General features: G+C 69.7%; 23 protein-coding genes, 3 tRNA genes and 1 pseudogene. 13 read left to right on the top strand and 14 right to left on the bottom strand.

The genetic code is table 11. The features are described 5' to 3' along the window. Nucleotides 1–22: 22 nt before the first annotated feature. The 4 genes from OHA77_RS36195 (at nucleotide 23) to OHA77_RS36180 (ending at nucleotide 1,007) form a co-directional block, all read left to right on the top strand. A complete protein-coding gene (locus tag OHA77_RS36195) occupies nucleotides 23–673 on the top strand; it encodes an amino acid-binding protein (RefSeq protein WP_326823705.1) in 651 nt (216 codons plus the stop codon). A 76-nt stretch (nucleotides 674–749) separates the two neighbouring features. Continuing rightward, nucleotides 750–821: transfer RNA gene (locus OHA77_RS36190), tRNA-Gly, on the top strand. 26 nt (nucleotides 822–847) lie between these two features. Further along, nucleotides 848–918, top strand: a tRNA-Cys gene (locus OHA77_RS36185). A gap of 14 nt (nucleotides 919–932) precedes the next feature. Then, nucleotides 933–1,007 (top strand) — tRNA-Val (locus OHA77_RS36180). Nucleotides 1,008–1,124: 117 nt separating this feature from the next. Here the strand turns inward: OHA77_RS36180 and OHA77_RS36175 are convergent. The 3 genes from OHA77_RS36175 to OHA77_RS36165 form a co-directional block, all read right to left on the bottom strand. Continuing rightward, the gene (locus OHA77_RS36175; protein ID WP_406313748.1) at nucleotides 1,125–1,430 is read right to left on the bottom strand and encodes a hypothetical protein; all 306 of its coding nucleotides are present in this window, start codon (nucleotides 1,428–1,430) and stop codon (nucleotides 1,125–1,127) included. 127 nt (nucleotides 1,431–1,557) lie between these two features. Continuing rightward, nucleotides 1,558–2,199, bottom strand: coding sequence for a response regulator transcription factor (locus OHA77_RS36170; RefSeq protein WP_326823707.1), 642 nt, complete (start codon nucleotides 2,197–2,199; stop codon nucleotides 1,558–1,560). Next, nucleotides 2,196–3,404, bottom strand: a complete 1,209-nt coding sequence (locus OHA77_RS36165; protein ID WP_406313747.1) for a sensor histidine kinase — start codon at nucleotides 3,402–3,404, stop codon at nucleotides 2,196–2,198. The genes OHA77_RS36170 and OHA77_RS36165 overlap by 4 nt, the downstream gene beginning before the upstream one ends. Before the next feature lie 99 nt (nucleotides 3,405–3,503). On the opposite strand from OHA77_RS36165, the gene OHA77_RS36160 reads away from it, so the two are divergent. The 4 genes from OHA77_RS36160 (at nucleotide 3,504) to OHA77_RS36145 (ending at nucleotide 7,928) form a co-directional block, all read left to right on the top strand. Further along, nucleotides 3,504–4,418 carry an ABC transporter ATP-binding protein gene (locus OHA77_RS36160; RefSeq protein ID WP_406313746.1) on the top strand — a complete coding sequence of 305 codons (915 nt, stop codon included), beginning with the start codon at nucleotides 3,504–3,506 and terminating at the stop codon, nucleotides 4,416–4,418. After that, complete coding sequence (locus OHA77_RS36155; RefSeq protein WP_406313745.1) at nucleotides 4,415–5,203, top strand: ABC transporter permease subunit; 789 nt, start codon at nucleotides 4,415–4,417, stop codon at nucleotides 5,201–5,203. The genes OHA77_RS36160 and OHA77_RS36155 overlap by 4 nt, the downstream gene beginning before the upstream one ends. A 245-nt stretch (nucleotides 5,204–5,448) precedes the next feature. Further along, on the top strand, nucleotides 5,449–6,477 hold the full coding sequence (locus OHA77_RS36150; RefSeq protein ID WP_406313744.1) for a WD40 repeat domain-containing protein: 1,029 nt from the start codon (nucleotides 5,449–5,451) through the stop codon (nucleotides 6,475–6,477). Nucleotides 6,478–6,494: 17 nt separating this feature from the next. Then, nucleotides 6,495–7,928 (top strand): WD40 repeat domain-containing protein, encoded by a 1,434-nt coding sequence (locus OHA77_RS36145; RefSeq protein WP_406313743.1) that lies wholly within the window; start codon nucleotides 6,495–6,497, stop codon nucleotides 7,926–7,928. 57 nt (nucleotides 7,929–7,985) lie between these two features. Here OHA77_RS36145 and araA read toward each other — a convergent pair whose 3' ends face one another. The 8 genes from araA to OHA77_RS36105 all read right to left on the bottom strand — a co-directional run bounded on the left by araA (nucleotide 7,986) and on the right by OHA77_RS36105 (nucleotide 17,869). Then, complete coding sequence (gene araA / locus OHA77_RS36140; protein WP_406313742.1) at nucleotides 7,986–9,467, bottom strand: L-arabinose isomerase; 1,482 nt, start codon at nucleotides 9,465–9,467, stop codon at nucleotides 7,986–7,988. Next, nucleotides 9,464–10,111 carry an L-ribulose-5-phosphate 4-epimerase gene (locus OHA77_RS36135; RefSeq protein ID WP_406313741.1) on the bottom strand — a complete coding sequence of 216 codons (648 nt, stop codon included), beginning with the start codon at nucleotides 10,109–10,111 and terminating at the stop codon, nucleotides 9,464–9,466. The genes araA and OHA77_RS36135 overlap by 4 nt, the downstream gene beginning before the upstream one ends. Then, nucleotides 10,108–11,763: a ribulokinase gene (gene araB / locus OHA77_RS36130; protein WP_406313740.1), complete on the bottom strand. Its 1,656-nt coding sequence runs from the start codon at nucleotides 11,761–11,763 to the stop codon at nucleotides 10,108–10,110. The genes OHA77_RS36135 and araB overlap by 4 nt, the downstream gene beginning before the upstream one ends. A 99-nt stretch (nucleotides 11,764–11,862) precedes the next feature. Further along, nucleotides 11,863–13,065 (bottom strand): galactofuranose ABC transporter, permease protein YjfF, encoded by a 1,203-nt coding sequence (gene yjfF, locus OHA77_RS36125; RefSeq protein ID WP_406313739.1) that lies wholly within the window; start codon nucleotides 13,063–13,065, stop codon nucleotides 11,863–11,865. Further along, complete coding sequence (locus OHA77_RS36120; protein ID WP_406313738.1) at nucleotides 13,062–14,108, bottom strand: ABC transporter permease; 1,047 nt, start codon at nucleotides 14,106–14,108, stop codon at nucleotides 13,062–13,064. Before OHA77_RS36120 ends, yjfF begins: the two co-directional genes overlap by 4 nt. Beyond that, nucleotides 14,105–15,616, bottom strand: a complete 1,512-nt coding sequence (locus tag OHA77_RS36115) for a sugar ABC transporter ATP-binding protein (protein ID WP_406313737.1) — start codon at nucleotides 15,614–15,616, stop codon at nucleotides 14,105–14,107. Before OHA77_RS36115 ends, OHA77_RS36120 begins: the two co-directional genes overlap by 4 nt. A 56-nt stretch (nucleotides 15,617–15,672) precedes the next feature. Further along, the gene (locus OHA77_RS36110) at nucleotides 15,673–16,656 is read right to left on the bottom strand and encodes an ABC transporter substrate-binding protein (protein ID WP_326823717.1); all 984 of its coding nucleotides are present in this window, start codon (nucleotides 16,654–16,656) and stop codon (nucleotides 15,673–15,675) included. A gap of 223 nt (nucleotides 16,657–16,879) precedes the next feature. Then, nucleotides 16,880–17,869, bottom strand: coding sequence for a LacI family DNA-binding transcriptional regulator (locus tag OHA77_RS36105; RefSeq protein ID WP_406319929.1), 990 nt, complete (start codon nucleotides 17,867–17,869; stop codon nucleotides 16,880–16,882). Nucleotides 17,870–18,292: 423 nt separating this feature from the next. Between OHA77_RS36105 and OHA77_RS36100 the strand changes: the two genes are divergently transcribed. Next, entirely contained in the window at nucleotides 18,293–19,504 is a 1,212-nt protein-coding gene (locus OHA77_RS36100) for an aminotransferase class V-fold PLP-dependent enzyme (RefSeq protein ID WP_406313736.1), read from the top strand. 204 nt (nucleotides 19,505–19,708) lie between these two features. On the opposite strand, the gene OHA77_RS36095 is transcribed toward OHA77_RS36100, so the two are convergent. Continuing rightward, nucleotides 19,709–20,821, bottom strand: a complete 1,113-nt coding sequence (locus tag OHA77_RS36095; RefSeq protein WP_406313735.1) for an NlpC/P60 family protein — start codon at nucleotides 20,819–20,821, stop codon at nucleotides 19,709–19,711. Next, a complete protein-coding gene (locus OHA77_RS36090) occupies nucleotides 20,818–21,117 on the bottom strand; it encodes a hypothetical protein (RefSeq protein WP_326823721.1) in 300 nt (99 codons plus the stop codon). The genes OHA77_RS36095 and OHA77_RS36090 overlap by 4 nt, the downstream gene beginning before the upstream one ends. Before the next feature lie 456 nt (nucleotides 21,118–21,573). Here OHA77_RS36090 and OHA77_RS36085 point away from each other — a divergent pair, with 456 nt between their 5' ends. Next, the gene (locus OHA77_RS36085; protein ID WP_406313734.1) at nucleotides 21,574–22,044 is read left to right on the top strand and encodes a hypothetical protein; all 471 of its coding nucleotides are present in this window, start codon (nucleotides 21,574–21,576) and stop codon (nucleotides 22,042–22,044) included. Then, nucleotides 22,041–24,680: a M48 family metalloprotease gene (locus tag OHA77_RS36080; protein WP_406313733.1), complete on the top strand. Its 2,640-nt coding sequence runs from the start codon at nucleotides 22,041–22,043 to the stop codon at nucleotides 24,678–24,680. Before OHA77_RS36085 ends, OHA77_RS36080 begins: the two co-directional genes overlap by 4 nt. Nucleotides 24,681–24,713: 33 nt before the next feature. Here OHA77_RS36080 and OHA77_RS36075 read toward each other — a convergent pair whose 3' ends face one another. Then, on the bottom strand, nucleotides 24,714–25,349 hold the full coding sequence (locus OHA77_RS36075; RefSeq protein ID WP_406313732.1) for a neutral zinc metallopeptidase: 636 nt from the start codon (nucleotides 25,347–25,349) through the stop codon (nucleotides 24,714–24,716). A 676-nt stretch (nucleotides 25,350–26,025) separates the two neighbouring features. Between OHA77_RS36075 and OHA77_RS36070 the strand changes: the two genes are divergently transcribed. Both OHA77_RS36070 and OHA77_RS36065 read left to right on the top strand, forming a co-directional pair. Continuing rightward, nucleotides 26,026–26,265, top strand: a complete 240-nt coding sequence (locus tag OHA77_RS36070; RefSeq protein WP_326823728.1) for a hypothetical protein — start codon at nucleotides 26,026–26,028, stop codon at nucleotides 26,263–26,265. Beyond that, nucleotides 26,266–26,721, top strand: a pseudogene (locus tag OHA77_RS36065) (DUF6879 family protein); the annotation flags it as partial. Nucleotides 26,722–26,730 lie beyond the last annotated feature (9 nt).

Genomic DNA, 26,730 nt, shown 5'->3' with positions numbered 1-26,730 from the left:
GACGGGACACCGGAGGCCGTGGATGCTCCTGCGACTGCGGATCGCACTGCCCGACCAGCCGGGATCCCTGGCAAAGATCACCCATGCCCTCGGTTCCGCCGGGGCCGACATCACCCAGGTCGTCGTGCTCGAGCGCGGCGAGGGCCGTGCGCTCGACGACATCACCGTCTACTGGCCGGACGCCGCTTCGCGCGAGGCGCTGGTCGAGGGCCTGCGGAGCGTACCGGGAGTGACGGTCGAGGGCGTGTGGGGCACGCGGGAGGCACCGGGCACCTATCCGGAGCTTGAGATCCTCAAATACATCACCACGGCGGGAGACCGCGCGCTGGCCACGCTGATCGACTCGATGCCGGTGCTGTTCAGCGGCGACTGGGCGGCGGCCGGCACCACGGTGGAGCCACGCACGGTCGTCCACTCCAGTTGGCGTGCCCCCGCCGAGGTCCCCTTCCTCCCCGACAATCCGGCCCGCCCGACGGCCGCAACCCTCGACTCCGGCCTCCATGTGATCGCCGCGCCGCTCCCCCCGCTGGCCATGACCCTGTTGCTGGCCCGCACCGAAGGCCCCGCCTTCCACCGCATCGAGGTGCACCGCCTCACCCGGATCCTGGAGATCTTCCTCACCCTGCCCGCGGTGGAACGCGGTGTCGCCCGCCAGCTCCGCCGGTCCGGATGACCGACGGTTACGCAACCACCCGGAAAACCCGCTAGAGTTCTCTCGTTGCCGCAGGGGAAACACCCGGCGAAAACACGCGGAAGTGGCTCAGTGGTAGAGCATCACCTTGCCAAGGTGAGGGTCGCGGGTTCGAATCCCGTCTTCCGCTCGAAGGGTCTTTGCGACCCTCACTCCGGTGGAGTGGCCGAGAGGCGAGGCAACGGCCTGCAAAGCCGTGTACACGGGTTCAAATCCCGTCTCCACCTCTCGTGTTCGGCGAGGACGATTAGCTCAGCGGGAGAGCGCTTCCCTGACACGGAAGAGGTCACAGGTTCAATCCCTGTATCGTCCACCACTGCTCATGGCGTCCATGGGCCGAGCAAGATCAGAAGGCCGCCGACATCCCCGTTCAGGGATGTCGGCGGCCTTCTGGCTTGTCCGATGAGCAACCGGCGCAGTTTGCGCGGTCGGGTCACTCCCCCGCTGAGCGGACGCCCCCGTCGATGCGGCCGGGAGCTTCCTCCTGATCGAAGGTGATCACCATGTATCTGCCGTTGGCGTAGCTGACCACAGGCCTTCCGAGCGTGTCACCCACCCTGCGGGCGACCGCCTGGAACAGCTCCACCAACTCCGGGGTGTCGGCACTCACCCTGAACCGTCCGTCGGTGACGAGTTTCTGGGCGACGAGAGCGGCGAAGTTGACCTCACTCCGGGCCTTCTCCTCCGCGCTCAACGGGGTGTGCCGCAGCGCGGGCTGCGTACCGAAAGGATGGGTCATCGCTCAACTCCTCGTCGTCACCGTTCCTCAGGGATGCTAGCGGCTCCACCCCGCTGAATCGCCGTCGAGCGGTCGGCGGGGGCGGGCCGAGGCGCCCGGGTGGTTCACCGCTCCTCGTTCCGGTGGCTCAGCCGGCATCCCTGACCAGCAGGGCGGCCTGGACGCGATTGGCGCAGTCGAGCTTGGTCAGGATCCGGCTGACGTAGGTCTTGATGGTCGTCTCGGTCATCTGCAGCCGCCGGCCGATCTCGGCGTTGGACATGCCCTCCGCCACCAGGTGCAGGACCTCCGACTCGCGGGGCGTCAGCGCCGCCAGCCGTCCGGCGGCCTCCCTCCGGCGCCGGGCCTCCCCGGGTGTGACCATGCCCAGCACCAGCCGGGTCACCGAGGGCGACAGGTAGGCGTCTCCGTTGTGCGCCGCCCGGACCGCGCGGATCAGCTCGTCGGGCGTGCAGTTCTTGAGCACGAACCCGGCCACGCCGCCCTGCAGGGCGCGCAGCACGTTCGGCTCGGTGCCGAACGACGTCAGGATCACGGTTCGCAGTGCGGGGACCTTCCGGCGCAGCTCCTCGATCGCGCTCAACCCGTCCAGCACCGGCATGGTGACGTCGATCAACGCCACGTCGGCGCGGTGCCTGATCGCCTCGTCCACGGCCGCCCGGCCGTTCTCCGCCTGGGCGACGACCTCGATGTCGGCCGCCGACTCCAGCACGGTGCGGATACCGGCGGTGATCAGCGGCTCGTCGTCGGCGACCAGCACCCTGATCACCCTCTCACCCCCGTCAGCATGCCGGCGGGCAGGAGCACGAAGGTCAGGGCCGCGACGGCGATGCCGACGGCGGCCGTGTGGACGCGCCCGGTCGCCGTCAGGTCCTCGCCGTCCGCCGCCTCCTCTTCGAGGGTGACGGGCAGCATCGCGAAGAGCCTGAACCCGTCGCCGGACAGCCGATGGTCCAGGACTCCGCCGACCGGCCGGACCCGCTCGCCCAGCCCGGCCAGGCCGTGTCCGCCCTCTCCGGAGTCCGGACCGTCCGGGAGCGGGTTGGCGACCGTGAGCAGCAGCGCGTCCGACTCCCAGTCGACGCTCACGGTGACCGGCTGCCCCGAGGCGTGCTTGGCCGCGTTGGTCAGTCCCTCCTCGACCACCCGGTAGGCCGCCTGCCCGGCCGCCGAGGACAGCGGCCGCGGCTCTCCGCTCTGCCGTAGCGTCACCGCGGCCCCGGATCTCCGGAACTCCTCCACCACCGTGCCGATGGCCTGCACCGCGAACGACCGGTCGGGGGTCTCCGGCTCGCCGCGGAGCGTGCCGACCAGCTCGTGCAGCTCGTCCATGGCGCCGCGGGCCGCTCCGGCCAGTCGCCGGACGGCCTGCCGCTGCTCAGCGGGCAGTGCCGACACCTCCAGCGCGGCCGCCTGGACCGACACCAGGCTGAGCCGGTGCCCGAGGGAGTCGTGCATGTCCCTCGCGATCCGCAGCCGCTCCTGCTCGGCGAGGAGCTCCCGTTCCAGGCCGAGCTGCCGGTTGCGCCGGCTGAGCGCCGACACCAGCCGCTCGTGCTGGGCCAGGTAACGGCCGGTCAGCATCGGCAGTGCCACGAAGACGCCGTAGACCGACAGAAGGCCGGCGATCCTGCGGGGATCCCCGGAGGGACTCCAGAGCTGTACGGCGACGCTTCCGAGCGCCATACCGAACGCCGAGCCGACGATCACGGCCGTACCCCGTCGCGACACGACCTCGCGCCCGGCATGGTAAGCGCTCCAAAGCAGCAGGACATACGCTCCGCCGGTAAGCGCGGAGAGCACCAGCGCGGCCGTGAACGCGGTCGCCGGAGACCGGTGGCGCAGCGCGACCACCAGCACCACGGCCATCGCGTACGCCGGCGCACCCCAGGGGGGCAGCCCCTCCCGGTGCCCGGCCACGAGCAGCACGGTGTCGACCACGACCACGACGGCGGCGAGAAGATGTCGGCCCATAGGGGGCAGGGTATTGGCTGGATCGGGTCGACTTTGGTCGGACGGACCGACGACTTTCGAGGACTGTGCCCGGCCGGACCGGTTCCTAGCCTTGACCGGGTGATCGAAGTACGGAACCTCAGCAAGAGATACGGGACCACCGTCGCGGTCGACGGTCTGTCCTTCACGGTACGGCCCGGCCAGGTGACCGGGTTCCTCGGGCCGAACGGTGCCGGTAAGTCCACCACGATGAGGATGATGCTGGGCCTCGACCGCCCCACCGGAGGTGAGGTCCTCATCGACGGTGCGCGTTACCGGCGGCTGTCCGAACCGCTGCGGCGGGTCGGGGCGATGCTGGAGGCGTCGGCCGTACACGGTGGTCGCAGCGCGTTCAACCACCTGCTGTGGCTGGCGCGGACCAATCGGATCCCCAGGGCGCGGGTGCGGGAGGTCCTGGCGATGGTCGGGCTGGAGGGCGTCGCGGGCAAACGGGCCGGCGGCTTCTCGCTCGGCATGACCCAGCGGCTCGGCATCGCCGGGGCGCTGCTCGGAGACCCGCCGGTGCTGCTCTTCGACGAGCCGGTCAACGGGCTGGACCCCGAGGGCATCGTGTGGATCCGGAACCTGCTGAAGGGACTGGCCGCCGAGGGCCGGGCGGTGTTCGTCTCCAGCCATCTGATGAGCGAGACGGCGCTGACCGCGGAGCACCTCATCGTGATCGGCCGCGGCCGGTTACTGGCCGACACCACCGTGCGGCAGTTCATCGAGACGAACTCCCGCTCCTACGTGCGGATCCGGACACCCGAGCCGGAACGGATGCGTAACGCACTGGTCAGGGCCGGCGTCCGGGTGGAACGGGCGGCGGACGGAGCTCTGGAGGCCTACGGCACGGAGGCCGCGGCCCTCGGTGAACTGGCCGCCGCCAACGGTCTGACGGTGCACGAGGTCAGCGCCCAGCGGGCCTCACTGGAGGAGGCGTTCATGGAACTCACCGGGGACGCGGTGGAATACCAGGCCGGAGGCGGGAAGCGGTGAACGCCATCTTCACCTGGGCGGTGCTCACCGCCGAATGGACCAAGATCCGGACAGTGCGGTCGACGCTGTGGACGCTGCTGCCGGCCTTCGCCCTCAGCGTCGGCCTCGGCTACCTGGTCGGGCTCAGCTTCCGCGGCTCCTTCTCCCGCCTGCCGCACGAGCAGCAGGAGAGCTTCGATCCGCTCTTCGCCACCTTCTACAGCCTCACCCTCGGCCAGCTGGCCCTGGTGGTGTTCGGGGTGCTCCTGATCGGCACCGAGTACAGCACGGGGACGATCAGCGCCTCGCTGGCGGCGGTGCCGCGACGCGGCCTGTTCTACGGCGCCAAGGCGCTCGCCGGGCTGTCGTGCGCCCTCGGCGTCTCGGTGGTCACCGTGACCGTCACCTTCTTCGCCGCGCAGGCGGGGCTCGGCCCACTCGGCACCTCCCTCGGCGCGGATGGGGTGGTGCCCGCCGCCGTCGGCGCCTGCCTCTATCTGACGATGATCTGCCTGTTCGCCATGGGAGTGGCGACGATGCTGCGCAGTTCCACGCTCTCGCTGGGGATCCTGCTGCCGCTGCTCTTCCTCGGCTCGCAGGGACTGGGCAACGTCCCGGGGTTGAAGCCCGTCGCGCAGTATCTGCCGGACCAGGCCGGCATGTTGATCATGCATCTCACCGGGCCGCCCGGAGACCCCCGGTTCGGCCGTGACTACGGTCCCTGGACCGGAATGGGCATCCTCGCGCTCTGGGTGGCCGCCGCCCTCATCGGCGGCTACCTGGTGCTGCGCCGCCGCGACGCCTGAACGCTGTGACGCCGGAACCTCCGTGACGCCTGAACCGCCGGGCACCGTCCGAATGCGGCGCGGGACGATGCCCCTCCTCGGCGGAGGGATCGTCCTCAGCGCCGTCCTCAGCGGGAACACGCGTGTGAGTTCGCTCAGGGCGCGGCCCTGGCGCCGGGTGGTTTCCGCGAAATCTGGCGATTGTCGGTGTTGATGCCTAAAGTCTCAGTCGTCCCGCTTGATCAACACCGCCGATCGGAGACGCCATGTCGGTGCGGCAGCTCGGTGCCCCCGAAGATCTGGAGACGCCGCGTCCCCTCCCCGCGCGTTCCCCCGTTCCCGAGCGGATCACCGCGATCGCGGCCACCGCGGACCTGAGCCGGGTGGCGATCGCGACGGCCGCGCCTTGGTTTCGGGAGTTCTCCGAAGTGCTGCTCCTGGCGGAGGGAACCGTGGTCCGACTCTCCGCCCCCGGTCGTCGGCGCGTCCTCGATCTCGTCTTCGACCCCGACGGATCGGCGCTGACCGCCATGGAAAGCGGCAACTCCATCCTCCGCTGGTCGTCCACCGCCCCCGGCGAGCCGTGGACGGGAGCCATGACCGGGGGTGGTGGTGGCGACGGTCCGGACCTCGCGCAGGCCGCGGCCGGCGGCGACGGCCGGTTCTTCGCCACCTCCAACGCGTTCAGCCAGAACGTCGTCGTCTGGGACGCGGCGACCCGGCGCGTCGTGCACGACATCGAAAACATCTTCAATGGCCTCGCCTACCAGGATCGGATTCAGGGCGAGGGCACCGTCGCCCTGAACGCCGACGGATCGCGGCTGGCCTTCTCCACCGCCCACCGGTGGTCCTCGAAGGAAAGAGTCGTCGTTCAGGAGGTCGGCAGCCGTGCGTGCACCGAGTACCGCACAGGCATTCCGTGGGTGAACGGTCTGGCGTTCAGCCCGGACGGGGCCGCGCTCGCCGTCGTGGGTGCCCGGCCGGACGAAACGGTGGCCACGGTCGTCGATCTGAACGACCCGGCGGACGCACCCGAGCCGGTGGTCCTGCCGACCGACGAACGGGTCGACCGGATCAACCTGCGGCCCGTGTGGTGCGGCGCCGAGCCCCTCGTGCCGATCGTGGATCAACGCCGCGTCACCGTCTGGAACCTCGCCACCGCCTCCGTCCGCCTGTCAGTGGACGCCCCTGGCCCGCGAATCGCCGCCGCGCTCACCCCCGACGGCCGCACCCTGGTGATCGCTTCTCCCGACGACGGCGTGCAAGCCCACTCCCTCCCTTCCTTGACCTCCTGACGAAGAGGACCCCTGCGATGAGCTCTCTGGACGGACTCCTGAACGCGCGCCCGACCAAGGAGGTCTGGCAGGAGGTCTGCCTGCGTCTCGCCGAACTGGACGAGGAGGAGCTGGCCGCGGTCGCGCCCCGGGTGCTGTCCTGGCCCGCGCAGCAGCGGCCGATGCCGGACGACTGGTGGGCCCAGTGGACGGCGGGCGACGTGCGGCCGTACCACTCTCTCGCCGGGATACGCCACCTCGGAACCCTCGATCACGTCGAGGCAGGGCGCGCCGCGTCCGGATTCGAGGCCTCGAACGAAGACGAAGACACCGACAGGGCGTACTTCTACCACGGGGCGAGCGCGGTGGCAGCGCCCTCCGACCTGACCTGGATAGCGCTGGGCGCGGCAGCCGAATGGCATCACAACGGTGGGGACATCGTCGGTTGGAACACCCTTGAGGATGATCGTCTGACGTGGTTCCTCGCCGGGGCCGATTATCACGACGAGCCCTACGACATGCAGATCAGCCCGGACGGCCGGACGGTGGTGACCTCCGTCGAGGGCCGCTGGCACGCCTGGTCCGCCGAGACCGGCGACGAACTGTGGGTCCTTCCAGAGGGCTCCAGACTGGACGACGAGGAGGAGGACGACGACAACGACGAGGACGACGAGGACGACGAGGACGACGGCAGCCTGGGGATGGACGACCTGGTCCGGATCGGATTCAGCGGCGACAGCCGCCGGGTGGCCGCCGGGACGTGCGAGTCCGGTACGGTCGCGGTCGTCGAGACGGAGACCGGCCGGGTGGTGCTCAACGTCCCGGCCGAGCAGAACGCGTTCGGCCCCGTCGCGTTGGACGCGAGAGGCCGACTGCTGGCGCACACGGCACCGGAGGGCCGTGTGGTGATACGCGAGGCCGACGGCGGTACCGTGCTGGCCACCGCCCAGACCGGGCTCACCGATGTGAGCGCCCTCGCCTTCGCCCCGGATGGCGCTGCCCTGTTCGCCGTGGGCGGCGCGGTCGAGGGCGGCGCAGTCCGGGGTGCCCAGGCCGGCCCGGCCGCCCGGATACTGAACCTGGATCCGGCGCCGGATCATCCGTCCCTCACCGTCGGTGCGCTGGTCCGGCCGACGGAGCTCCCGGGCGAGCTCGACACGGCCTCCCCGTTCACCGCGGCCTCGACCCGCGCGGCATCGACCCGCGCGGCCTGGACCGACCGTGGCCCGTTCGCCTTCGTCACGGCGGACCGCGGTTCTGTGCTCTTCGACTCCGCCGGGCGGACGCTGTGGGCGCACCCGGGCGGCCAGAAGGTCTCGTTCACTCCCGATGGGCAGGCGATGGTGACCGTCGGCGAGAGCATCGACGCGTGGTTCCTGGCCGGCCTCGCCGTACCGGAACGGACCGAGCCGGGTGCCGCCGACAGGACGAGCGGCTCACCACCGACTCCCGGCGCAGCTCATGCACCGTGATGGCCGTCATGAGCCGGTCGGGCGGGGATGGTGCGGCGATCCCGGTCCGCTTCCTCGTCAGAGCCCTTGGGCGAGGCGGTAGTAGGCCTGGTTCCAGCGCAGTTCCTTGGCGAACTGCCGGGGCGTGGTGTCGGCGTCGATGACGAGCAGTTCGACGCCGAGCATGTCGGCGAAGTCGGTGAGCTCCTCGGTGCCGATCGCGGCCGACAGGACGGTGTGGTGGGGGGCGCCGGCGGTGAGCCACGCCTCGGCGGAGGTGCGCAGGTCGGGCCGGGGCTTCCAGACCGCCCTGGCCACGGGCAGGTTCGGCAGCGGCTCGGCCGGGGTGACCACGTCGACCTCGTTGGCGACCAGCCGGAACCGCCCGCCCATGTCCGCCAGGCCCACCACGACGGCGGGACCGGGCTCGGCGTCGAACACCAGCCGGACCGGATCCTCGCGGCCGCCGATGCCGAGGGGATGGACCTCGCACGAGGGCACGCCGGAGGCGATCGTCGGGCAGACCTCCAGCATGTGCGCGCCGAGGATGACCTCCTGGCCCGGGCGCAGGTGGTAGGTGTAGTCCTCCATGAACGAGGTGCCGCCCGGCAGGCCGGCCGACATCACCTTCAGTGTGCGCAGCAGTACCGAGGTCTTCCAGTCGCCCTCGCCGCCGAAGCCGTACCCGTCGGCCATCAGCCGCTGTACGGCCAGGCCCGGCAGTTGCCGCAGGCCGCCGAGGTCCTCGAAGTTGGTGGTGAAGGCCCCGAAGCCGCCCTCCTGGAGGAAATGGCGCAGGCCCAGCTCGATCCGGGCCGCGTAACGCAGGGAGTCGTGCCGTTCCCCGTCGGCGCGCAGCTCGGGGGCGACCTCGAACAGGTCCTCGTACTCCTTGACCAGCGCGGTGACCTCGGTGTCGGAGGCTGCGTCCACCACGGCCACCAGGTCGTTGACCCCGTAGGTGTTGACCGACACCCCGAAGCGGAGCTGGGCTCCGACCTTGTCCCCCTCGGTGACGGCCACGTCGCGCATGTTGTCGCCGAACCTGGCCAGCCTCAGCGAGCCCACCTCGGCCCGGCCGGCCGCCGCCCTGGCCCACGCCCCGATCCGCGCCACCACGGACGGGTCGCTCACGTGCCCGGCCACGGTCTTCCTGGCCACGCCGAGCCTGGCCTGGATGTAGCCGAACTCGCGGTCGCCGTGCGCCGCCTGGTTCAGGTTCATGAAGTCCATGTCGATGGAGCTCCACGGCAGGTCCAGGTTGGCCTGGGTGTGCAGGTGCAGCAGCGGCTTGCGCAGCGCGTCCAGCCCGGCGATCCACATCTTGGCGGGAGAGAACGTGTGCATCCACGCCACCAGCCCGACGCAGTCGTCCGAGGCGTTGGCCTCCAGGCAGATCCTGCGGATCGCCTCGGCGTCGGTGAGCACCGGCTTCCACTCCACCTCGAAGGGGAGCTCCCCTCCCAGGGCCGTGGCGATCTGCCGGGACTGCTCGGCCACCTGGCGCAGCGTGTCCTCGCCGTAGAGTCCCTGGCTGCCGGTGAGAAACCAGATTTTCAACGATTGCTCCTCTGTCCGTAGACGTTCTGGTAACGGTCGTACAGGCGGTCGACGTCGTCCTGCGGGATCGGCAGCGGCTCGCCGAGCTGCCGCGAGATGTGCACGGTGCGGGCGACGTCCTCGCACATGACGGCGGCCTTCACCGCCGCCTTCGGGGAGTCGCCGACGGTGAAGACCCCGTGGTTGCGCATCAGGACCGCCGGGGAACGCCGGCCCCGCAGCGTGGCGACGACGCCCTGCCCGATGTCGTCGTTGCCGATCAGGGCGAAGGGGCCCACCGGGATCTCGCCGCCGAACTCGTCGGCCATCGCGGTCAGCACGCACGGGATCGGCTCGCCGCGTGCCGCCCAGGCCGAGGCGTAGGTGGAGTGGGTGTGCACCACACCGTTCACCTCGGGCATGTGCCGGTAGATGTAGGCGTGCGCGGCCGTGTCGCTGGAGGGGGCCAGCGAACCCTCGACCAGGGTGCCGTCGAGGTCGCACACGACCATCGACTCAGGTGTCAGGTCGTCGTAGGAGATGCCGCTCGGCTTGATGACGAACAGCTCCTCCCCCGGCACCCGGCCCGAAATGTTCCCGGCCGTCCAGGCGACCAGGTTGTTGCGGACCAGCTCCCGATGGAGGGCACAGACGATCTCTCTCAATTGGTTGCCTCGTTTCGGATGGCGCGGAGCCGGTGCAGCAGCCCACCGTCCGCGAAATGGTCGTGCAGGGCGCGGTATTCGGCGTACAGCCGGTCGTAGGCGTCGGCTCGCCCAGCGTCGGGCACGTAGGCCGCCTGCTCCCGCCTGCCCATGACCGCGGCGGCGGAGGTGATGTCGGGGTAGGCGCCCGCGGCGACGGCCGCGTGGATCGCCGAGCCGAGCGCCGGGCCCTGCCCGGACCCGATCACCGACAGGGGGCGGCGCAGTACGTCGGCGTAGACCTGCATGAGGAAGCGGTTCTTCAGCAGCCCGCCGGCGACGACGAACTCCTGCACCGCCACCCCGGCGGTCTCGAACGCCTCGACGATCACGCGGGCGCCGAACGCGGTGGCCTCGACGAGCGCCCGGTAGGTGTCCTCGGGCCTGGTGGCGAGCGTCTGGCCGACGATCACCGCGGAGAGGTTGTGGTCGACCAGCACCGAACGGTTGCCGTTGTGCCAGTCGAGCGCGACCAGCCCGTGCCGGCCGACCTGCTGGGCGGCGGCCAGTTCGGTCAGGTGCTCGTGCACGGTGCGGCCGCGGCTCGCGGCCTCCCGTTCGTAGGACTCGGGCACCGACGTCTCGACGAACCAGGCGAAGATGTCGCCGACCCCCGACTGACCCGCCTCGTAGCCCCACAGTCCCGGCACGATCCCGTCGCGCACCACACCGCACATCCCGGGCACCTCGGCGAGCCGGTCGGACGGCATGACGTGGCAGGTCGAGGTGCCCATGATGGCGACCATCTGGCCGGGCCGCACCGCGTCCGCCGCGGCGGCGGTGACGTGCGCGTCGACGTTGCCGACCGCGACCGCGATCCCCTCCGGCAGCCCGGTCCACCGGGCGGCCTCGGCGGTCAGGCGACCGGCCAGGCCGCCGAGGGGGACCGGTTCCGGGCCGAGCTTGCCGGTGAAGCCGGCGAAGGCGGGGTTGAGCTCGGCCAGGAAGTCCTCACTCGGGTAGCCGCCGTCCTGGTAGACGCCCTTGTAGCCGGCGGTGCAGACGTTGCGCGTCTCCACGCCGGTCAGCTCCCAGATGATCCAGTCGGCGGCCTCGATCCAGCGGTCGGCCCTGCCGTACACCTCGGGGTCCTCCTCCAGGACCTGCAGGCCCTTGGCGAACTCCCACTCGGCGGAGATCTTCCCGCCGTAGCGGGGCAGCCAGGTCTCCTTCCGCCGGTCGGCGAGGGCGTTGATCCGGTCGGCGTGCGACTGCGCCGCGTGGTGCTTCCACAGCTTCGGCCAGGCGTGCGGCCGGTCCCTCAGCTCGGGCAGCTCGCACAGCGGCAGGCCGTCGGCGGTGGCGGGCAGCACGGTGCAGGCGGTGAAGTCGGTGCCGACGCCGACGACCTGTGCGGCGGGGACCCCGGAGTCGGCCAGCGCCGCCGGCACCGCGTGGCGCAGCACCTCGCGCCAGTCCTCGGGTGACTGCAGCGCCCAGTCGTCGCCGAGACGGACGCCGGTGCCGGGCAGCCGTTCCTCGATCACGCGGTGGGCGTACTCGTGTACGGCGCCGCCCACCTCGGCGCCGTCGCTGACCCGCACCACGACGGCGCGGCCCGACAACGTGCCGAAGTCGACGCCGACCACGTAACGGTCGTTGTTAGCGTTCACATACTCTCCATCGGTTCAGGTACGGCTTCCGCCGTACCGCTGGAAGGTCCAGGGCTCCTCCCGTGGCCGTCCGCACCGGCGGGGGCCACGGGAGAGACCTCAGGTGGGGCGGCGCGCCGAGATGAGGCGCTGCAGCAGGATGAAGGCCAGCAGGAGCAGGCCGATGAAAATCTTGGTCCACCAGGAGCTGAGCGTGCCCTCGAAACTGATGATCGTCTGAATCAGGCCGAGGACGAGCACCCCGAGCACGGTGCCGAGCAGGTAGCCCGAACCGCCGGTCAGCAATGTGCCGCCGATGACGACCGCCGCGATCGCGTCCAGTTCCATGCCGACCGCGTGCAGGCCGTACCCCGACAGCATGTAGAAGGAGAGCAGCACACCTCCGAGCGCCGAGCAGAGACCGCTGACCGTGTAGACCGTGATCTTCGTCCTGGCCACCGGCAGGCCCATGAGAAGCGCCGACTGCTCGCTGCCGCCCGTCGCGTAGACGTTGCGGCCCAGCCGGGTGTAGTGCAGCACGTAGGCCGCGACGAGGACCACCGCCAGCGCGATGACCACGCTCGGCGAGACGAACATGCCGCCCGGCAGCTCTACGCGGGCCTGGGCCAGCGCCGTGTAGGTCTCGTCGGTGATCGAGATGGATTCGGTGCCGATCACGTAGCAGAGACCGCGGGCCAGGAACATCCCGGCCAGCGTCACGATGAACGGCTGGATCTCGAAGTAGTGGATGATGCAGCCCATCGCGAGACCGAGCGCCGCCCCGACCGCCAGCACCAGGGGGATCACCACCAGCGGCGGCCAGCCCTGGTTCGTGACCAGGCTCGCCGAGATCATCGTGGACAGCGCGACCATCGCGCCGACCGACAGGTCGATGCCACCGGCCAGGATCACGAACGTCATGCCGACGGCGACGACGAGCAGGAAGGCGTTGTCGATGAAGACGTTGAGCACGACCTGCCCGGTGGCGAAGCTCTCGTAGCGGACACCTCCGGCGGCGAACATCGCGACGAACAGGCCGGCGGTCACCAGGACCGGGACGTATTTGCGCGGGACCGCGCGACCGGCGGTGAGACCGGCGATGCCCGCCGGCCGCCGGCCGCCGCCGGTCCGCTCCCGGTCCGCCGCTCCCTTGCCTTCCCCGGCACGGCTCCCGTCCGCCGTTCCCATGCTCTCCCCGGCCCGGCTCCCGTCCGCCGGCCGCTCGCCCTTTCCGGGTCTCTCTTTGCCCGTCGGCCGCTCACCCTCCCCGGGCCCCTTCCCGCCCGTCGGCCGCCCGTCCTCCCGGGTCCGCTCCGCGCTCATGCCGGAACCTGCGCCTTCTCTTCGGCCGTCGAGGGCGCCCTCAGCGGGCGCCGGCGGCGATGGAACACCTTCTCGCGGAAGGCCGGGGACTGCAGCAGGCAGACCACGGTGACCACGAGCGCCTTGAACAGCAGGGTCGTCTCCGGTGGCACCCCGACCGAGTAGATCGTGGTGGTGAGCGTCTGGATGATGAGCGCTCCCAGCACGGTCCCGCCGAGCGAGAACCGGCCACCGGCGAGCGAGGTGCCGCCGATGACGACGGCGAGGATGGCGTCCAGCTCGATCCAGAGGCCGGCGTTGTTGCCGTCGGCGCTGGAGACGTTCGAGCTGATCATGAGCCCGGCGATGCCCGCGCACAGCGCGGCGAAGGTGTAGACCATGATGATCACCCCTCGTGAGCGGATGCCCGCCAGGCGGCTCGCCTCGGCGTTGCCGCCGACCGACTCGATGAGCAGCCCGAGGGCGAGGCGCCGGGTGAGCACCGCGGTCAGTGTGAGGACCACCAGCACGATGATGATGCCGAACGGCAGCGTGAGCCAGTAGCCTCCGCCGATCAGTTTGTACGGGCCGCTGTTGACGGTGATGATCTGACCGTCGGTGACGAGCTGGGCCAGGCCGCGCCCCGCGACCATGAGGATCAGCGTCGCGATGATCGGCTGGATGCCGATGCCCGCGACGAGGAAGCCGTTCCACACCCCCAGCACCAGGGAGAGCCCGAGGGCGAGACCGGCGGCCGTGACTACGCCCGAGACGGAGCCCTGGTCGTCCATGCCGCTGATCTGCAGACAGGCCAGGGCTCCGGAGATCGCCACGACCGAGCCGACCGATAGGTCGATGCCGCCGGTCGCGATGACCAGGGTCATGCCGAGTGCGACCAGGATCAGCGGCGCGCCGAATCTGACGATGTCGATCAGGCTGCCGTAGAGGTGGCCGTCGCGCATCTGGACGGTGAAGAAGTTGTCGGTGAGCAGCAGGTTGGTCAGCAGCAGCGCGGCCAGGACGACGGCGGGCCAGAAGAGCCGGTGCCGCAGGACGGTGTTCATGCTCGGGCTCCGCTCGCGATCGTCTCGGTGAGGACGTCGGTCGTGAGGTCGTCGTCGTTCTCCAGTTGCGCGACCAGCCTGCGGTCGCGCAGCACGCCGACCTTGTGGCTGAGCCGCAGCACCTCCTCCAACTCGGCGGAGATGAACAGCACGGCCATGCCGCCGTCGGAGAGGGAGGCGACCAGCCGCTGGATCTCCGCCTTGGCACCGACGTCGATGCCCCGGGTGGGCTCGTCGAGGATGAGCAGCCGGGGTTCGAGGATGAGCCAGCGGGCCAGGAGCACCTTCTGCTGGTTGCCTCCGCTGAGGTTCCTGACCAGCTGTTCGGGGTTGGCGGGGCTGATCTTCAGCGCGGAGACGTACTTCTCGACCAGCTCGTCCTGCCGGCGGCGCGGGATCGGCCGGGTCCAGCCGCGCACCGCCTGCAGGGCGAGCACGAGGTTCTCCCGCACGGTGAGATCGGGGATGAGTCCTTCGGCCCGGCGGTTCTCCGAGCAGAACGCGATCCCGTGGTTCATGGCCGCCCGCGGAGTGCGCAGGCTGACCGGTCTGCCGTCGATCTTGACGGAGCCGGTGCCCGCGTGGTCGGCGCCGAACAGCAGGCGGGCGATCTCGGTACGGCCGGAGCCGAGCAGCCCCGCCAGGCCGACGACCTCGCCCTCGTGGACGGTGAGGGTGAACGGCTCGACGGCTCCGGCCCTGCCCAGGTTCTCGGCCTCCACCAGGGACGCCGTCTCCCGCGCGAGGGGCTTGCCCTCCAGCTTCTCCAGCTCGGCGAGCTCGCGGCCGATCATCTTGCCGACCAGCTCGACCTGGCCGAGCTCATTGGTCGGATACTCACCCACGAGCCGGCCGTTGCGCAGGACCGTCATGCGATCGGCGATCTCGTAGATCTGGTCGAGGAAGTGCGAGACGAACAGGATCGCGATGCCGTCCTCCTTGAGCCGGCGCATCACCCGGAAGAGCTGGGCGACCTCCCCGGCGTCCAGGCTGGAGGTGGGCTCGTCCAGGATCAGCACCCGGGCCGAGATGTCCACGGCCCGGGCGATCGCGACCATCTGCTGTACGGCCAGCGAGAAGGACGACAGCGGCGCCGACACGTCGATGTCGAGCTCCAGCCGGGCGAGCAGCTCGGCGGCCCGGCTGCGCATCCGGCTCCACTGGATCCGGCCCAGGCGGCGCGGCTCGCGGCCGATGAAGATGTTCTCCGCGACCGAGAGGTTCGTGCAGAGGTTGACCTCCTGGTAGACGGTGCTGATCCCGGCCTGCTGGGCGGCGAGCGGGCTGGTGAAGGCGACCGGCTCACCACCCAGCTCGATCTCGCCGGCGTCGATGTCGTAGACCCCGGTGAGGACCTTGATGAGGGTCGACTTCCCGGCGCCGTTCTCCCCCATGAGCGCGTGCACCTCTCCCGGCAGCAGCCGGAAGTCGACACCGGAGAGCGCCTTGACGCCGGGAAACTCCTTACTGATCCCGTTCATGCGCAGGATCGGTGCGGGTGCGGCCATGCGGCAGCCACCTTCCTCGATGAAAGGGGCCGCTCCGGGAAGCGGCCCGTCGGCGATCAGTACTTGCGGTTCGGCAGGGCTTCCTTGGCCTGCTCCTGCGTGAAGGTGGTCTCCTCCGTCACGACGCGGGCCGGGATGCTCTCACCCTTGACGACCTTCGCGGCCAGGTCCATCAGCTGCGTGCCGAGCAGCGGGCTGCACTCGACGATGTAGTTGATCTTTCCGTCGGCGAGGGCCTGCATGCCGTCCTTGACGGCGTCGACCGTAATGATCTTGATGTCCTTGCCGGGCACCTTGCCGGCGCCCTCGATCGCCTCGATGGCGCCGAGGCCCATGTCGTCGTTGTGCGCGTAGAGCAGGTCGATGTCCGGGTTGGACTTCAGGAAGGCCTCCATGACCTCCTTGCCCTTGGCCCGGGTGAAGTCACCGGTCTGCGAGGCGACCACCTTGAACTTGGGGTCGGTCTTGATGATCTCGGCGAAGCCCGCCTTGCGGTCGTTGGCGGGCGCCGAGCCGGTAGTGCCCTGCAGTTCGACGATGTTCACCGGGTCCTTGGAGTCTTTGAACTCCTCGGTCAGCCACTTGCCGGCCTTGCGGCCCTCCTCGATGAAGTCGGAGCCGAGGAACGTCTTGTAGAGGGTGGTGTCGGCGGAGTCCACGGCCCGGTCCGTGAGGATGACCGGGATGTTGGCGTTCTTGGCCTCCTTGAGCACGGTGTCCCAGCCCGACTCGACGACCGGCGAGAAGGCGATGACGTCCACCTTCTGCTGGATGTAGGAGCGGATGGCCTTGATCTGGTTCTCCTGCTTCTGCTGCGCGTCGGAGAACTTCAGCGTGACTCCGGCGCTCGCCGCCGCCTCCTGCACCGACTTGGTGTTGGCGGTGCGCCAGCCGCTCTCGGCTCCGACCTGGGAGAAGCCCATCGTGATCTTGCCGTCGTCGGCGCCGCCGCCCGAATCGCCGCTGCCGCCGCTGCCGCAGCCGGTCATCGTCATCGCCACGGCGCCGACCAGGAGCAGCGCCGAGATCCTCTTCAACATGGTTTGGGGGGTCCTTTCCTGCTGTGAGCGCTAACATCGCTGCGACGACGCCGGCGCACTTCTCTCGTTTCCCGCGAGCCCGGCTCCGTACGGCCGGGCCTCTTCCCGCAGGGGGATCGGCCCGCACCTCCGTATCGGAGGCTTCCCCGGCCACGGAGCCGGGATTTCCCGTACGGCCGGCCGGGGCCTCCCGTACGGAGCGGGCTCTTCCTCGTGCGAAGTCTCAGCCAGGGGCCGCGGTACTGGCCCTGATGACGAACTCGGGTGGCACGACGAGACGTTCGTGCGCCGTCAGCTCACGTGTCTCGACCTGCCGGAGGAGCACCTCGATGCTGTGCCTGCCCACAGCCTCGAAGTCCTGCCTGACAGTGGTGAGCGGAGGGGAGAAGAACTCCGACTCCGGGATGTCGTCGAAGCCCACGACGCTGATCTGCTCGGGGACTCTCACTCCCTCCTCGGTGAACGCGCGCAGAACCCCGAGAGCCATCTGGTCGTTGGCCACGAAGACCGCGGTGACGTCGCCCGCCATCGCGGCCAGGCGCCGCCCGGCCGCATAGCCGGAGCGCGGGCTCCAGTCACCGGCCAGCGGCTCGGGAACCGGACGCCCGGCCGCGGTCAGCACACCGCGCCAGCCGTCGATGCGCCCTTCCGCCTCCAGCCAGTCCGAAGGTCCGCTGACCTGCCAGACCGTCTCGTGCCCCAGGGCCAGCAGGTGCTCGGTGGCCATCCTGGCCCCCGCGACCTGGTCGACGCTGACCGCGGAGACCTCCCCCACGTGATCGCCCTCGACGGCCACGGCGGGCATGCCCGGAGGCAGGTCGTCGAGCGCGCGGGCCGCCGACCGCTGCGGCGCGACCACGACGACACCGTCGACACCCTGGTCCGCCAGGTAGTCGAGCGCGTCGCGCACCCCCGCCCGGTCGATGGTGCGCAGGCTGACGACGCTCACGAAGTAGCCCGCCGCCCTGGCCGCCCGCTCGATGCTGTAGACCGTGCTGGCGGGGCCGTAGAGCGTGGTGTCGAAACTGACCACGCCCAGCCTCCGCGAGTGCTTGGTGACCAGCGCGCGAGCGACCAGGTTGCGGCGGTAGCCCAGCTGGTCGATCGCCTCCATGACCCGGGTGCGGGTCTCGGCGCGGACGTTGGGATGCTCGTTGAGCACCCGGGAGACCGTCTGGTGCGAAACACCGGCCACCTTGGCCACGTCGGCCATCACGGGTGGACGGTGCTCGGGGGTCGATCTCACAGCGTGCTCCTCTCGGCTTGGCACGACTGTGAACGCTAACAACGGTCTCCGTCAAGGGCCGCCGGGTCACGGTACGGTCACACGGAAACCTCACGGAAACCTCTCGAAACACCCTGCCTGCGGGGCGGCGCCCTTCGGGACGCCACCCGCGCCGGCCCCGTCCACCCGTTTCCGCCGAGGGAAAGACGAGGACGGTCCCGGCGACGGTGACCACCCGCTCGACCCCGGTCAGCCCCGGCAGCCGTACTGTATGTTTTCCCCGCTAAACACCTCACCCACGAGCACCATCCCCCTGGGAGCCCCTTTGATCAGGCAGTTCTTCGCCGGAGCAGTCCGTTTGGACGGTGACCCGTCGCGGGCCGCCGGCGACCGGGTGCGCGGCCTCGGCACATGGGGACCGGAGACCGCCCGGCGGCGGCCCACCCGGTCCACGCCCGGATCGCCGGTGGCCTCGTGACCGCTCACCCGCCTCCCGCCGGAGACACTGCCGAGCGCACGACGGACGGCCTGGCCCGCTACCTCGCCCACTGCGACGAGCCCACCGGCTACCTCGACTTCGCCCGCGTCGGGCCGCCGCTGCACGCGGCCGCCGACGCCCGGTGCGCGGCTCTGCGGGTCATGGCCGGCGCCGACCCGGTGGGGCCGCTGGAGGAGATCCGGGAGGCGGCTCGCCGGAGCGCCGCCGCCGTGATCGGCGGTGACGTCGAGGTGACGTTCGCGGCGTCGACCACGGCGGGGCTGTTCGGCGTGGCGTTCGGCCTGGCGGCACCCGGCACGCTGCTCGTGCCCGAGAGCGAGTTCCCCGCCAACGCCGTGCCGTGGCTGCGGGCGGCCGCGCGTGGCGGGCCCGCCGTACGGCGGGTGCCGCAGGACGCCGGACGGATCACCGCCGGGGCGCTGCGGGCCGCACTCGGCCCGGACGTCGTCGGGCTGACCGTGAGCGCGGTCAACTACCGGACCGGCTGGAAGGCACCGCTCGCCGAGCTGCGCGAGGTGCTCGGCCCCGACCGCCTGCTCATCGTCGACGCCATACAGGGCCTCGGGGCCACCGAGCTGGACCTGGACGCCGCGGACGTGGTGGTGGCCGGCGGTCAGAAGTGGCTGCGCTCCGGATGGGGGGCGGCGATCCTCGGGGTGCGGCCTCGCGCGATGGAGCTGATCGCACCCGATCTCGGTGGCTGGGCGGGCCTGGCCGACCCCTACGGAGGAAGCGTCGGAACCGAGCTGGGCGCACCGGCCGGCGGAGCGGACCGGCTGCTGATGACGAACACCGATCTGGAGGCGATCTCCGGACTGCGCGCCTCCCTCGGCCTGGTCGCCGAGGCCGGCACGGCAGAGCTGAACGGCAGGCTCGGACAGGTCGTCGCCACGCTGCTCGACGTGCTGCGCCACCGCGGCGCGGAGGTGCTCGGCGACGACTGGCCGGCGCGGCGGCGGGCCGGGATCGTGTCCTTCCTGCTGCCCGGCGAGGCCGCCGACGCCACGCTGGCCCGGCTGTCCGCCCACGGGGTGACGGCAGCGGTCCGCGACGGACGAGTGCGGCTCTCCCCTCACGTCTCCACGACGGAGGAGACCGTGCGCAGGCTGTCGGACGCACTCTGACGACGGCGCGGAACGGCGGCGCGCGGATCCACCACGATGGCGGACCACCTCGTGCAACGCACCGGAAGGCGCGCCGCCACACCCGATCCGGAGCAGGCCCCTGAAAGGCGCACGGCGACGTCGCCGCCGAACTCGGACGGATGATCACGGCCGGCGGGCACCGTCGGCACCCGCACTATGAGACGGGCACCGCCAGCACCTCCGCTACGAGAACCGCCGGTAGGTGATGGGGAGTTTGCCCGCCACCTCCGCCACCCTGACCGATGCTCCCGGACGGGGCGCTTCGATCATCTTGCCCTCGCCGACGTAGATCGCGCAGTGGTCCGGGGGGCTGCCGAAGAAGATGATGTCTCCGACCTGCGGGGTCGTGACCGGCTGCCCACTCGCCTGGTAGCCGGCCGCGGTGGTGTCGCCGATCTTGATTCCCGCTCTGTTCAGGGAGTAGTAGACAAGCCCGCTGCAGTCGAAGGCGTTCGGCCCGTTGGCGCCCCAGACATAGGGTTTCCCGATGTTCGCCCGGGCGGCCGCCACGATGTCGACCCCGGTCCCGGTCCCGGCCACATACGGCATCGCGACCGCCGGGCCACCCGACCCGGAGCCGCCGGAGCCGCCGGAGCCGCCTCCGAGGCTGGGCGAGGCGGCAGGCCCGGCTCCACCACCGTTCGCACTGGCGAGGACCGTGTGACTCGGCCCGGGCGCCGGAGTCCGCTTCCAGTCGAAGGTGTGGCCCGAACCCGGGGTGAACTTCTGGTCGCCGGGCGCCTTGACGATGGCGAAGAAGACGGACTCCGCGTCGATCTTCTTCTTGATCTCCTTCATCGCCGTGCTCACCGCCTCGTCGGCGGAGCTGACAGGCCCGCCGGCGGCGGAGACGGCACCGTTGACCGCGGCCAGGGCGCCGGACTCGGCCTTACCCCTCTCCTCCTCGGTTGTGCTGTTGCGATAGGCGGTGATCCTATGGTCGGCGAGGACGTTGCCGCAGAGGGAGTCGACCTTGGACTTGGCCTCCTCCAGCGCCGTGGCGGCCGTGTCGAGCAGACCCGCGCAGGACAGCAGCGCACTGTGGAACGTGGTGTTGGCCTTGTTGTAATTGCGCATGTAGTCGTCGAAGGCGTCGGCCGAATCACCCTCCCAGTTGGTGTCGACGTCGACGACCGCGGAGCGGAGCGAGCCGATGTGCTCGTTCACCTTCCCGGCCAGGCCCCGCCATCGGGTCGCGACAGCGCGGATGTCGGCCGGCCTGCCGTTGACCTTGTCCACGAGGGCGGCCAGCGAGGCGCCGCCGGGCAGCTTGGCGATCTCCTCCCTGACGCTCACGCCTCCGCCACCTCACTGGCCTTGTTGGCCTTGCGGATGTTGCCCTCCACATCGTCCAGGGCGTATTCGAGGTCTTTGAGCCTGCCCCTTACGAGCCCGAGCTCGCTGCCGAGCTTCTTCTCGACCACGTCGAGGACCGCGGCGAGCGTGGAGGCGTCGGCCAGCTTCCCGAACATGGACGAGTCGGCCGCGCCGGCGGGATACTTGCCGTCGAGCTCGCCGAACAGCACCGACAGGTTGTAGGCGGTCGTACGGCAGTGATCAAGCGCCTCGAAGTGGATATCGATACCCGCCATCCAGCTGACTCCCTCAGGCATCGGTACAGAACCATTGAATGGAGATCGTAAAGGACGGAGGTCACCTTTGGGGGCATAGGGGCATGAGGACCCCGCCCTGTGGTCCGTGACGGCAGAGAGCCGGGCGAGCGGACGACAGTGCTCGCCGCTCGAAGAGACCGGCCGTCCGCTGAGACCGACCGGCTCGATCCGGTGGCGGTGGCGAGCGGACCGTGGCGGCCGTCGGCTCCGCGCGGGGTGGGCGACTCCGCGAAACCGCCACACAGTTCCAACAAATTCGCAAATACCACTAATTAATATATATCCAACACAGGATGTTTTATCCGGCTAGCTATAAGTCCATGAAGCCGCGCAAAAACGAGGTCGCATAACGATCCACGACTTTTCCACCGTCCATGAACACGGACCTGGATACGATGCCGGAACCCTTCTTCTCGCCCGGCAAGGATGACGCCCATGGCAGTAGAACCGACCCGGTGTCTGGACGACACAGCCCGTGCGATCGTCGCCGAGGCCACCCCCAGGGAAGCCGAGTTCTTCCCGAGAATAGCCAGGGCGGTCCGGAAGAATCCGGACAGGGCCTTCCGCGGCGGAGGGGACGACCTCCTCGGATTCGGTCTGGGGGACGCGGTCCCGCTGCTGACCCCGATAGTCCTCACCGTCCTCACCGGCGTGACGACCGACACGCTCACCGATGTCGTCAAGCGCCATAGCGGCTCGCTGTTCAGCCGGTGGTGGGCACGGATCCGGAAAGGGCGGACCACGGCGATCCCGGCGTCCGACACGGAGCTCCCGCCGCTGGCCCCCGAGCAGGTGGAGGAGGCGGCCAAGGCGGCTGAGCAGATCGCCCTCAGCCTGAAAGTCGACGCCGAGACGGCACTACGGCTGCGCCAGGCACTGTACGGACACCTGTCCGGACAGCGATGAGTGTGCTGGAAACCGCCGAACGCACGGAAGTCCGGAGACTGGACCCGTTCGCGCTGCCGTCCTCGACCACCTCACGCTTCCTCATCCTGATCCTGGCGACCACCGCCGGCGCGCTGTACCTGTCCAAATTCCTGATCACTCTGTGGTGGTGGGCGGGCGACCTTCCCGAGCAGGTGAGGCTGGCCGGATGCCTGACCGAGCTACGCGCCGGCGCGGCGGCCGTGCAGCCGGTCCGCCTCGCGGACCGCTACGGCGACTGCACGGTCGGGGTGACCGGGCGAGAGACCCTCCTCCTCCTCGCTCTCACGGCCGCGCCGATCGTTCTCGCCCTGTCGCTCTACGCGGCGCATCCACTCTGGCTACGACGGCACGGCCCGGAGCCCCTGGACGATCCGGCGGACCCGGAGCACGACCCGGTGGCCCTCCGGTTCCGCGAGATCGTGGCGGAGGAGACGCCGGGCAGGCGGGTGCGGATACTGGTCGACTACGCGCGAGGCGGCGTGACCGGACGCGCCTTCGGGCTACCGGGCCGACCCCAGGTGGTGATCAGCCTCGGGCTCGTCACCGCCCACGACGAACGGCCCGAGATCACCGAGGCCGTACTCCGTCACGAGCTGGCGCACATTCGCAACCGGGATCTCGGCATCGCCTACCTCACCGTGGCCATCTGGTGGGCCTTCCTGGCGAGCTGCGTCATACCCAGCGTGGTGGCGGCCGCGATCTGGCTGCCTTCCGCGCTGCCCCTACTGGCGCTGCAGCTACCGGTGATCCTCTCCGTGCTGTGGCTGGCCCGCACGTCGGTGCTGCGCGCGCGTGAGCACCACGCCGACGTCCGCGCCGGAGACACCCCTGACCGGAAGGCGTCCATGGCGGCGGCCGTCGAGACCGCCTCCTGGCCCTCCCACCGTCGTGGACCGTTCCGATTTCTCAGCAACCATCCCCGGCGCCAGGATCGGCTGTCGGTCCTCGACCAGCCCGGGGCACTCCTCCGCCTCGGCTGGTGGGAGATGCTCGCCACCGGCCTGCTCGCCGGTCTGACGTTCACACCCGTCTTCGAGGCGGCACGGTTCCTCGACTTCGAAGTCTCTGCCGACGTGCAGCACCACCTATCGGGGCTGATCTTCGGATCCGTCGTCTCGGGAATCGTCGTCGTCTCCGTATGGCGTGCGGACGCGGGGCGCATCGCGGGAGACGACCACGCGCCGAGATTGTGGCGGGCCTCGGCGGGGGTCACCATCGGCGTGCTGCTGGGCCTGCTCATGACCCCGCCCCTGAGCGGCGCGTCCATCTGGCACATCGTCCTGGGCAACCCGCCGCTCATCCTGGCGTACGCCGCTCTGCTCCTCCTTGTCCTCAGGACCTACCTGGGCTGGGCCGCCGCCTGTGCGAGAGGGCGGCTGCCGGCCTCCCGCCGGCTGCGCCGCACCACGCTGGCCGGCGCAGCCCTCGCGGCGTTCGTGATCGGCCCATGGCTGGGACACTGGTTCCAGGGCATCCTCCTCATCGCCCAGGCGGGGAACAGCTGGTCCATCTTGGCGATCATGCTGGTCACCGGCGCGAGGAACATGTCGTTGATCCTCGCCGTCACCGTCGCCGGCTGGTATCTGCTCGGCCCGGCGGCCCGCAGGCGGCTCTCAACCGGCGGGCCGCTCCGGCTGCATCTCGACGACGACCGGCCGGCCATCGTCCCTCTGCGGTCCCCGCGCGTCCTGCGCGCCCTGTGCCCGCCGCTGCTGGCGTGCGCGGTGATGGCCGTCGGTGGCCTCGCGCTGCACCCGATGCTGGCCGAAGCGAGCAGGCACAAGGCGACCGGTGACTTCCTGGCCGCGGCATGGGTGACGATCGGCATGGCCGCCGGCCTGCTGGCGCTGTCCGCCCTCGCGATCGGGATCATGATGGGCGGCCGGTCCCGGACCTCTTGGGCGCTGGCCCATGTCTGCGCCGGCGTCCTGGTGGCATGCGCCCCCATGACCCTCGTCACGCTCGTCCACATCGCCTGGGCCGAATGCGGCCGGGAAAGGGTGATCATGTGTCTGCCCCAGGGAGCGGACCCGGCCCTCACCTTCGGAAACCACTTCACCCTGATCTACGGACCGGCGCTGTTCGGCGGGCTGCTCCTGGCGGCGGCCGGCAGCGGCCTGCGAGCCGTACGACCGCCCGCCGCCGAACCGGCACCGCGGGTCCGCTCATCACGGGTCCGTATCGCGACCTCGGCGGCCACCGTCGTGATCACCGTCGTCGTGGCCGCCTCGGGCTACGGAGTCGCGCAGAACTGGCTGCCGGCGCTCGGAGTCGTCCCGGCTCCGCCGGTGACCTTCCAGGCTCAGGTGGCCGAGGCCGCCGGACAGCCTGTGCATCCGGGAACGGTCTCGCAACTCGACGCCTGCCGCTACGCGAGCAGCGTGTTCGCCAGTCCCGCCATACGCGACGGGGTGAACACCGACCAGCGCTACTACCTGCTGGCGATCCAGCTTTTCCACGGAACCGCCTCGTCCGACGATCCCGCCCTGCGGGCGTTGGCAGCGGCCGGTTACGCCTGGTTCGGTCAGGGCCGGGCTGAAATGATCACCAGAACGGTGACGAGGATCCTGCACTACTGCACTCTGGTCGGCTTCGAGCACCAGGTGACGTTCTGACGTCCCGGACCCGCCTGGGACGCATCGGCCGGTTTAGAACCGGCCGGGGAAACAGGCCGGCACTCCCCCGCGCGCCCCCTTGGCGAAGGCGTCGATGCGCTGCCGGGCGGTGCCGTGGTCGAGGGGATTCGTCCAGGGCGTGTCGCCTGCACGGTAGCTGAGGGCCGCGGCGATCTCCTGGCTGTCGCTGCGCTCCCACGTGAGGGTGCCGTCCCGGGCCGCGCCGACCAGGGTCGCGCCCGCCAGGCAGTCGGCCTGCAATTCGACCTTCACGCTCACATAGCGGCCGGGCACCCGATTCTGTACGGCGTGCGCCCACTCATGGGCGATGATCTGGTAGACCCAGGCGTCTCCCTCGGCATATCCCATCTTCAACAGGTTGATGTCCCAGGCGATGAAGTGCTGTTGCATGCAGTACGACGCGTTGTAGCTGTACAGCGGCTGCCCTGCGCATACGGGGCGGCGGGCGCTGTTGCCGTTGTAGGACCCCACGACGGTCGGAGGGTCGTACCCACCGGGGAAGAACTGGGACCAGTGCCGCGCCCAGTAGCGGTTCACCACGTAGACGGCGGACCGGATGTCCTGGCTCAGTTCGTCGGATCGGACGACGACGCGTTCCCCGCGCCCAGCCGAAGACACCTCGGCCGCCGCCGGAGCGACACCCACCATGCCGCATAGAACAGCAACAAGGACAATTCGTCCAAATATTCGCAATTGTTGCGACATGCAACACTCCATCGATCAAGTCGGCTTCGCATTGCCCTAAACAGTATTTTCTCCACGCCTTTCTTGAAAGTTATACTTACCTATATATCTATGATCAACTTTTAGAAAATAGACGCATTTAGCGTGCTTTGCTGTGAAAATTATCTTCAGCAAGCCCGCGCCCAATCTGGCGGCGCAGGTCACATGCCCGCCGCGGGCCGCCAGACGCGGTCCCGGAATGCCGAGGCTCCGGCATAAGGGCCGTCGACCAAGATCAACCATCGCGCCGGAGACTCGCGGTACGGTGCCGCCGGGTGGAGCCGAACCACGCCCGCCGGACGGAGCAGTCTCGCGCCGACGCCGGAAGACCGCCCGGCATCCGTTCAGCCAGGCTGAGGCACAGGAGATCATGAGGCATCCGGGCTCCCGCGCGCCCGGCAACGGGGCCACGAACCAGTCGGGGGTGCCGTCGACATGCTCCGGGCTCCCGCCCGCCCGGCAACAGGCCGCAGGGCCCCGAAAGAACATATTTTGACAAGATCTATCAGCTCTCCTAATTCGATTAAATCACTCTTTCTTGATATTCAATTTAATTGATAATAAAGAGTAAATGATGTCCTTCAATCAGGAGTGAGGCCAGATGAAGGCGGTTCGGCGGCTTGGCAAGACGCCAAAAGAGCGCGGCGACACGACCGCGGCTACAGGGTCTCCGGATATCATCGAATTGGATGACGGCAATTTCGCGGTCATCGGGACCGATATCACCGATCAGCTCGGCCTGAATCCGTTACCTGACGCGAGATGTGCGCCCGGTGAACGGATCGTGCAAATCTCGCGCGCCACGCTGATCTCGGCGAAGAGCGACATTCCGGAGCGGTAGATGCGTCCCCCGCAGTGGGCAACAAGGTCAGGCAGACGGCTGGATCTCGACGCGTTCGGGACGTGCTTTCTGAACGCCTGGTCACGGACGGAGTCACGGTTCCTCAAGCTTGAGTGCTGGCAGAGCTATCGGGAGCGCGAGGTGACCACGTCCCAGGCCGCGTATGAACGGGGTGACGTCCGGGAGGCCGAGAGATTGCTGAGACAGGAGTCGGAGGCTGAGAGGTCGCTGTACGAGGACGTCGAGAGAAAGGGCATCGACTACGCGCGGATCCGCCTGGTCCAGGAACCGCTGACGCCCTATCTCGACTACGAGCTGGTCGCCTACCGGATCCGGGTGAGGATCGGCGAGAACATCGAAGTGGTGCGCTGCGACCCGGCCATGAGGCTTCCCGACGAGGACCATTTTGATTTCCTTATCTTTGACCGACACACAGCATTGATCCACGATTATGGTGAGATCGGG

This window comes from Streptosporangium sp. NBC_01639, from assembly GCF_045209755.1.
Taxonomy (GTDB): Bacteria; Actinomycetota; Actinomycetes; order Streptosporangiales; family Streptosporangiaceae; genus Streptosporangium.
This window is presented reverse-complemented; position numbering and strand designations above follow the sequence as displayed.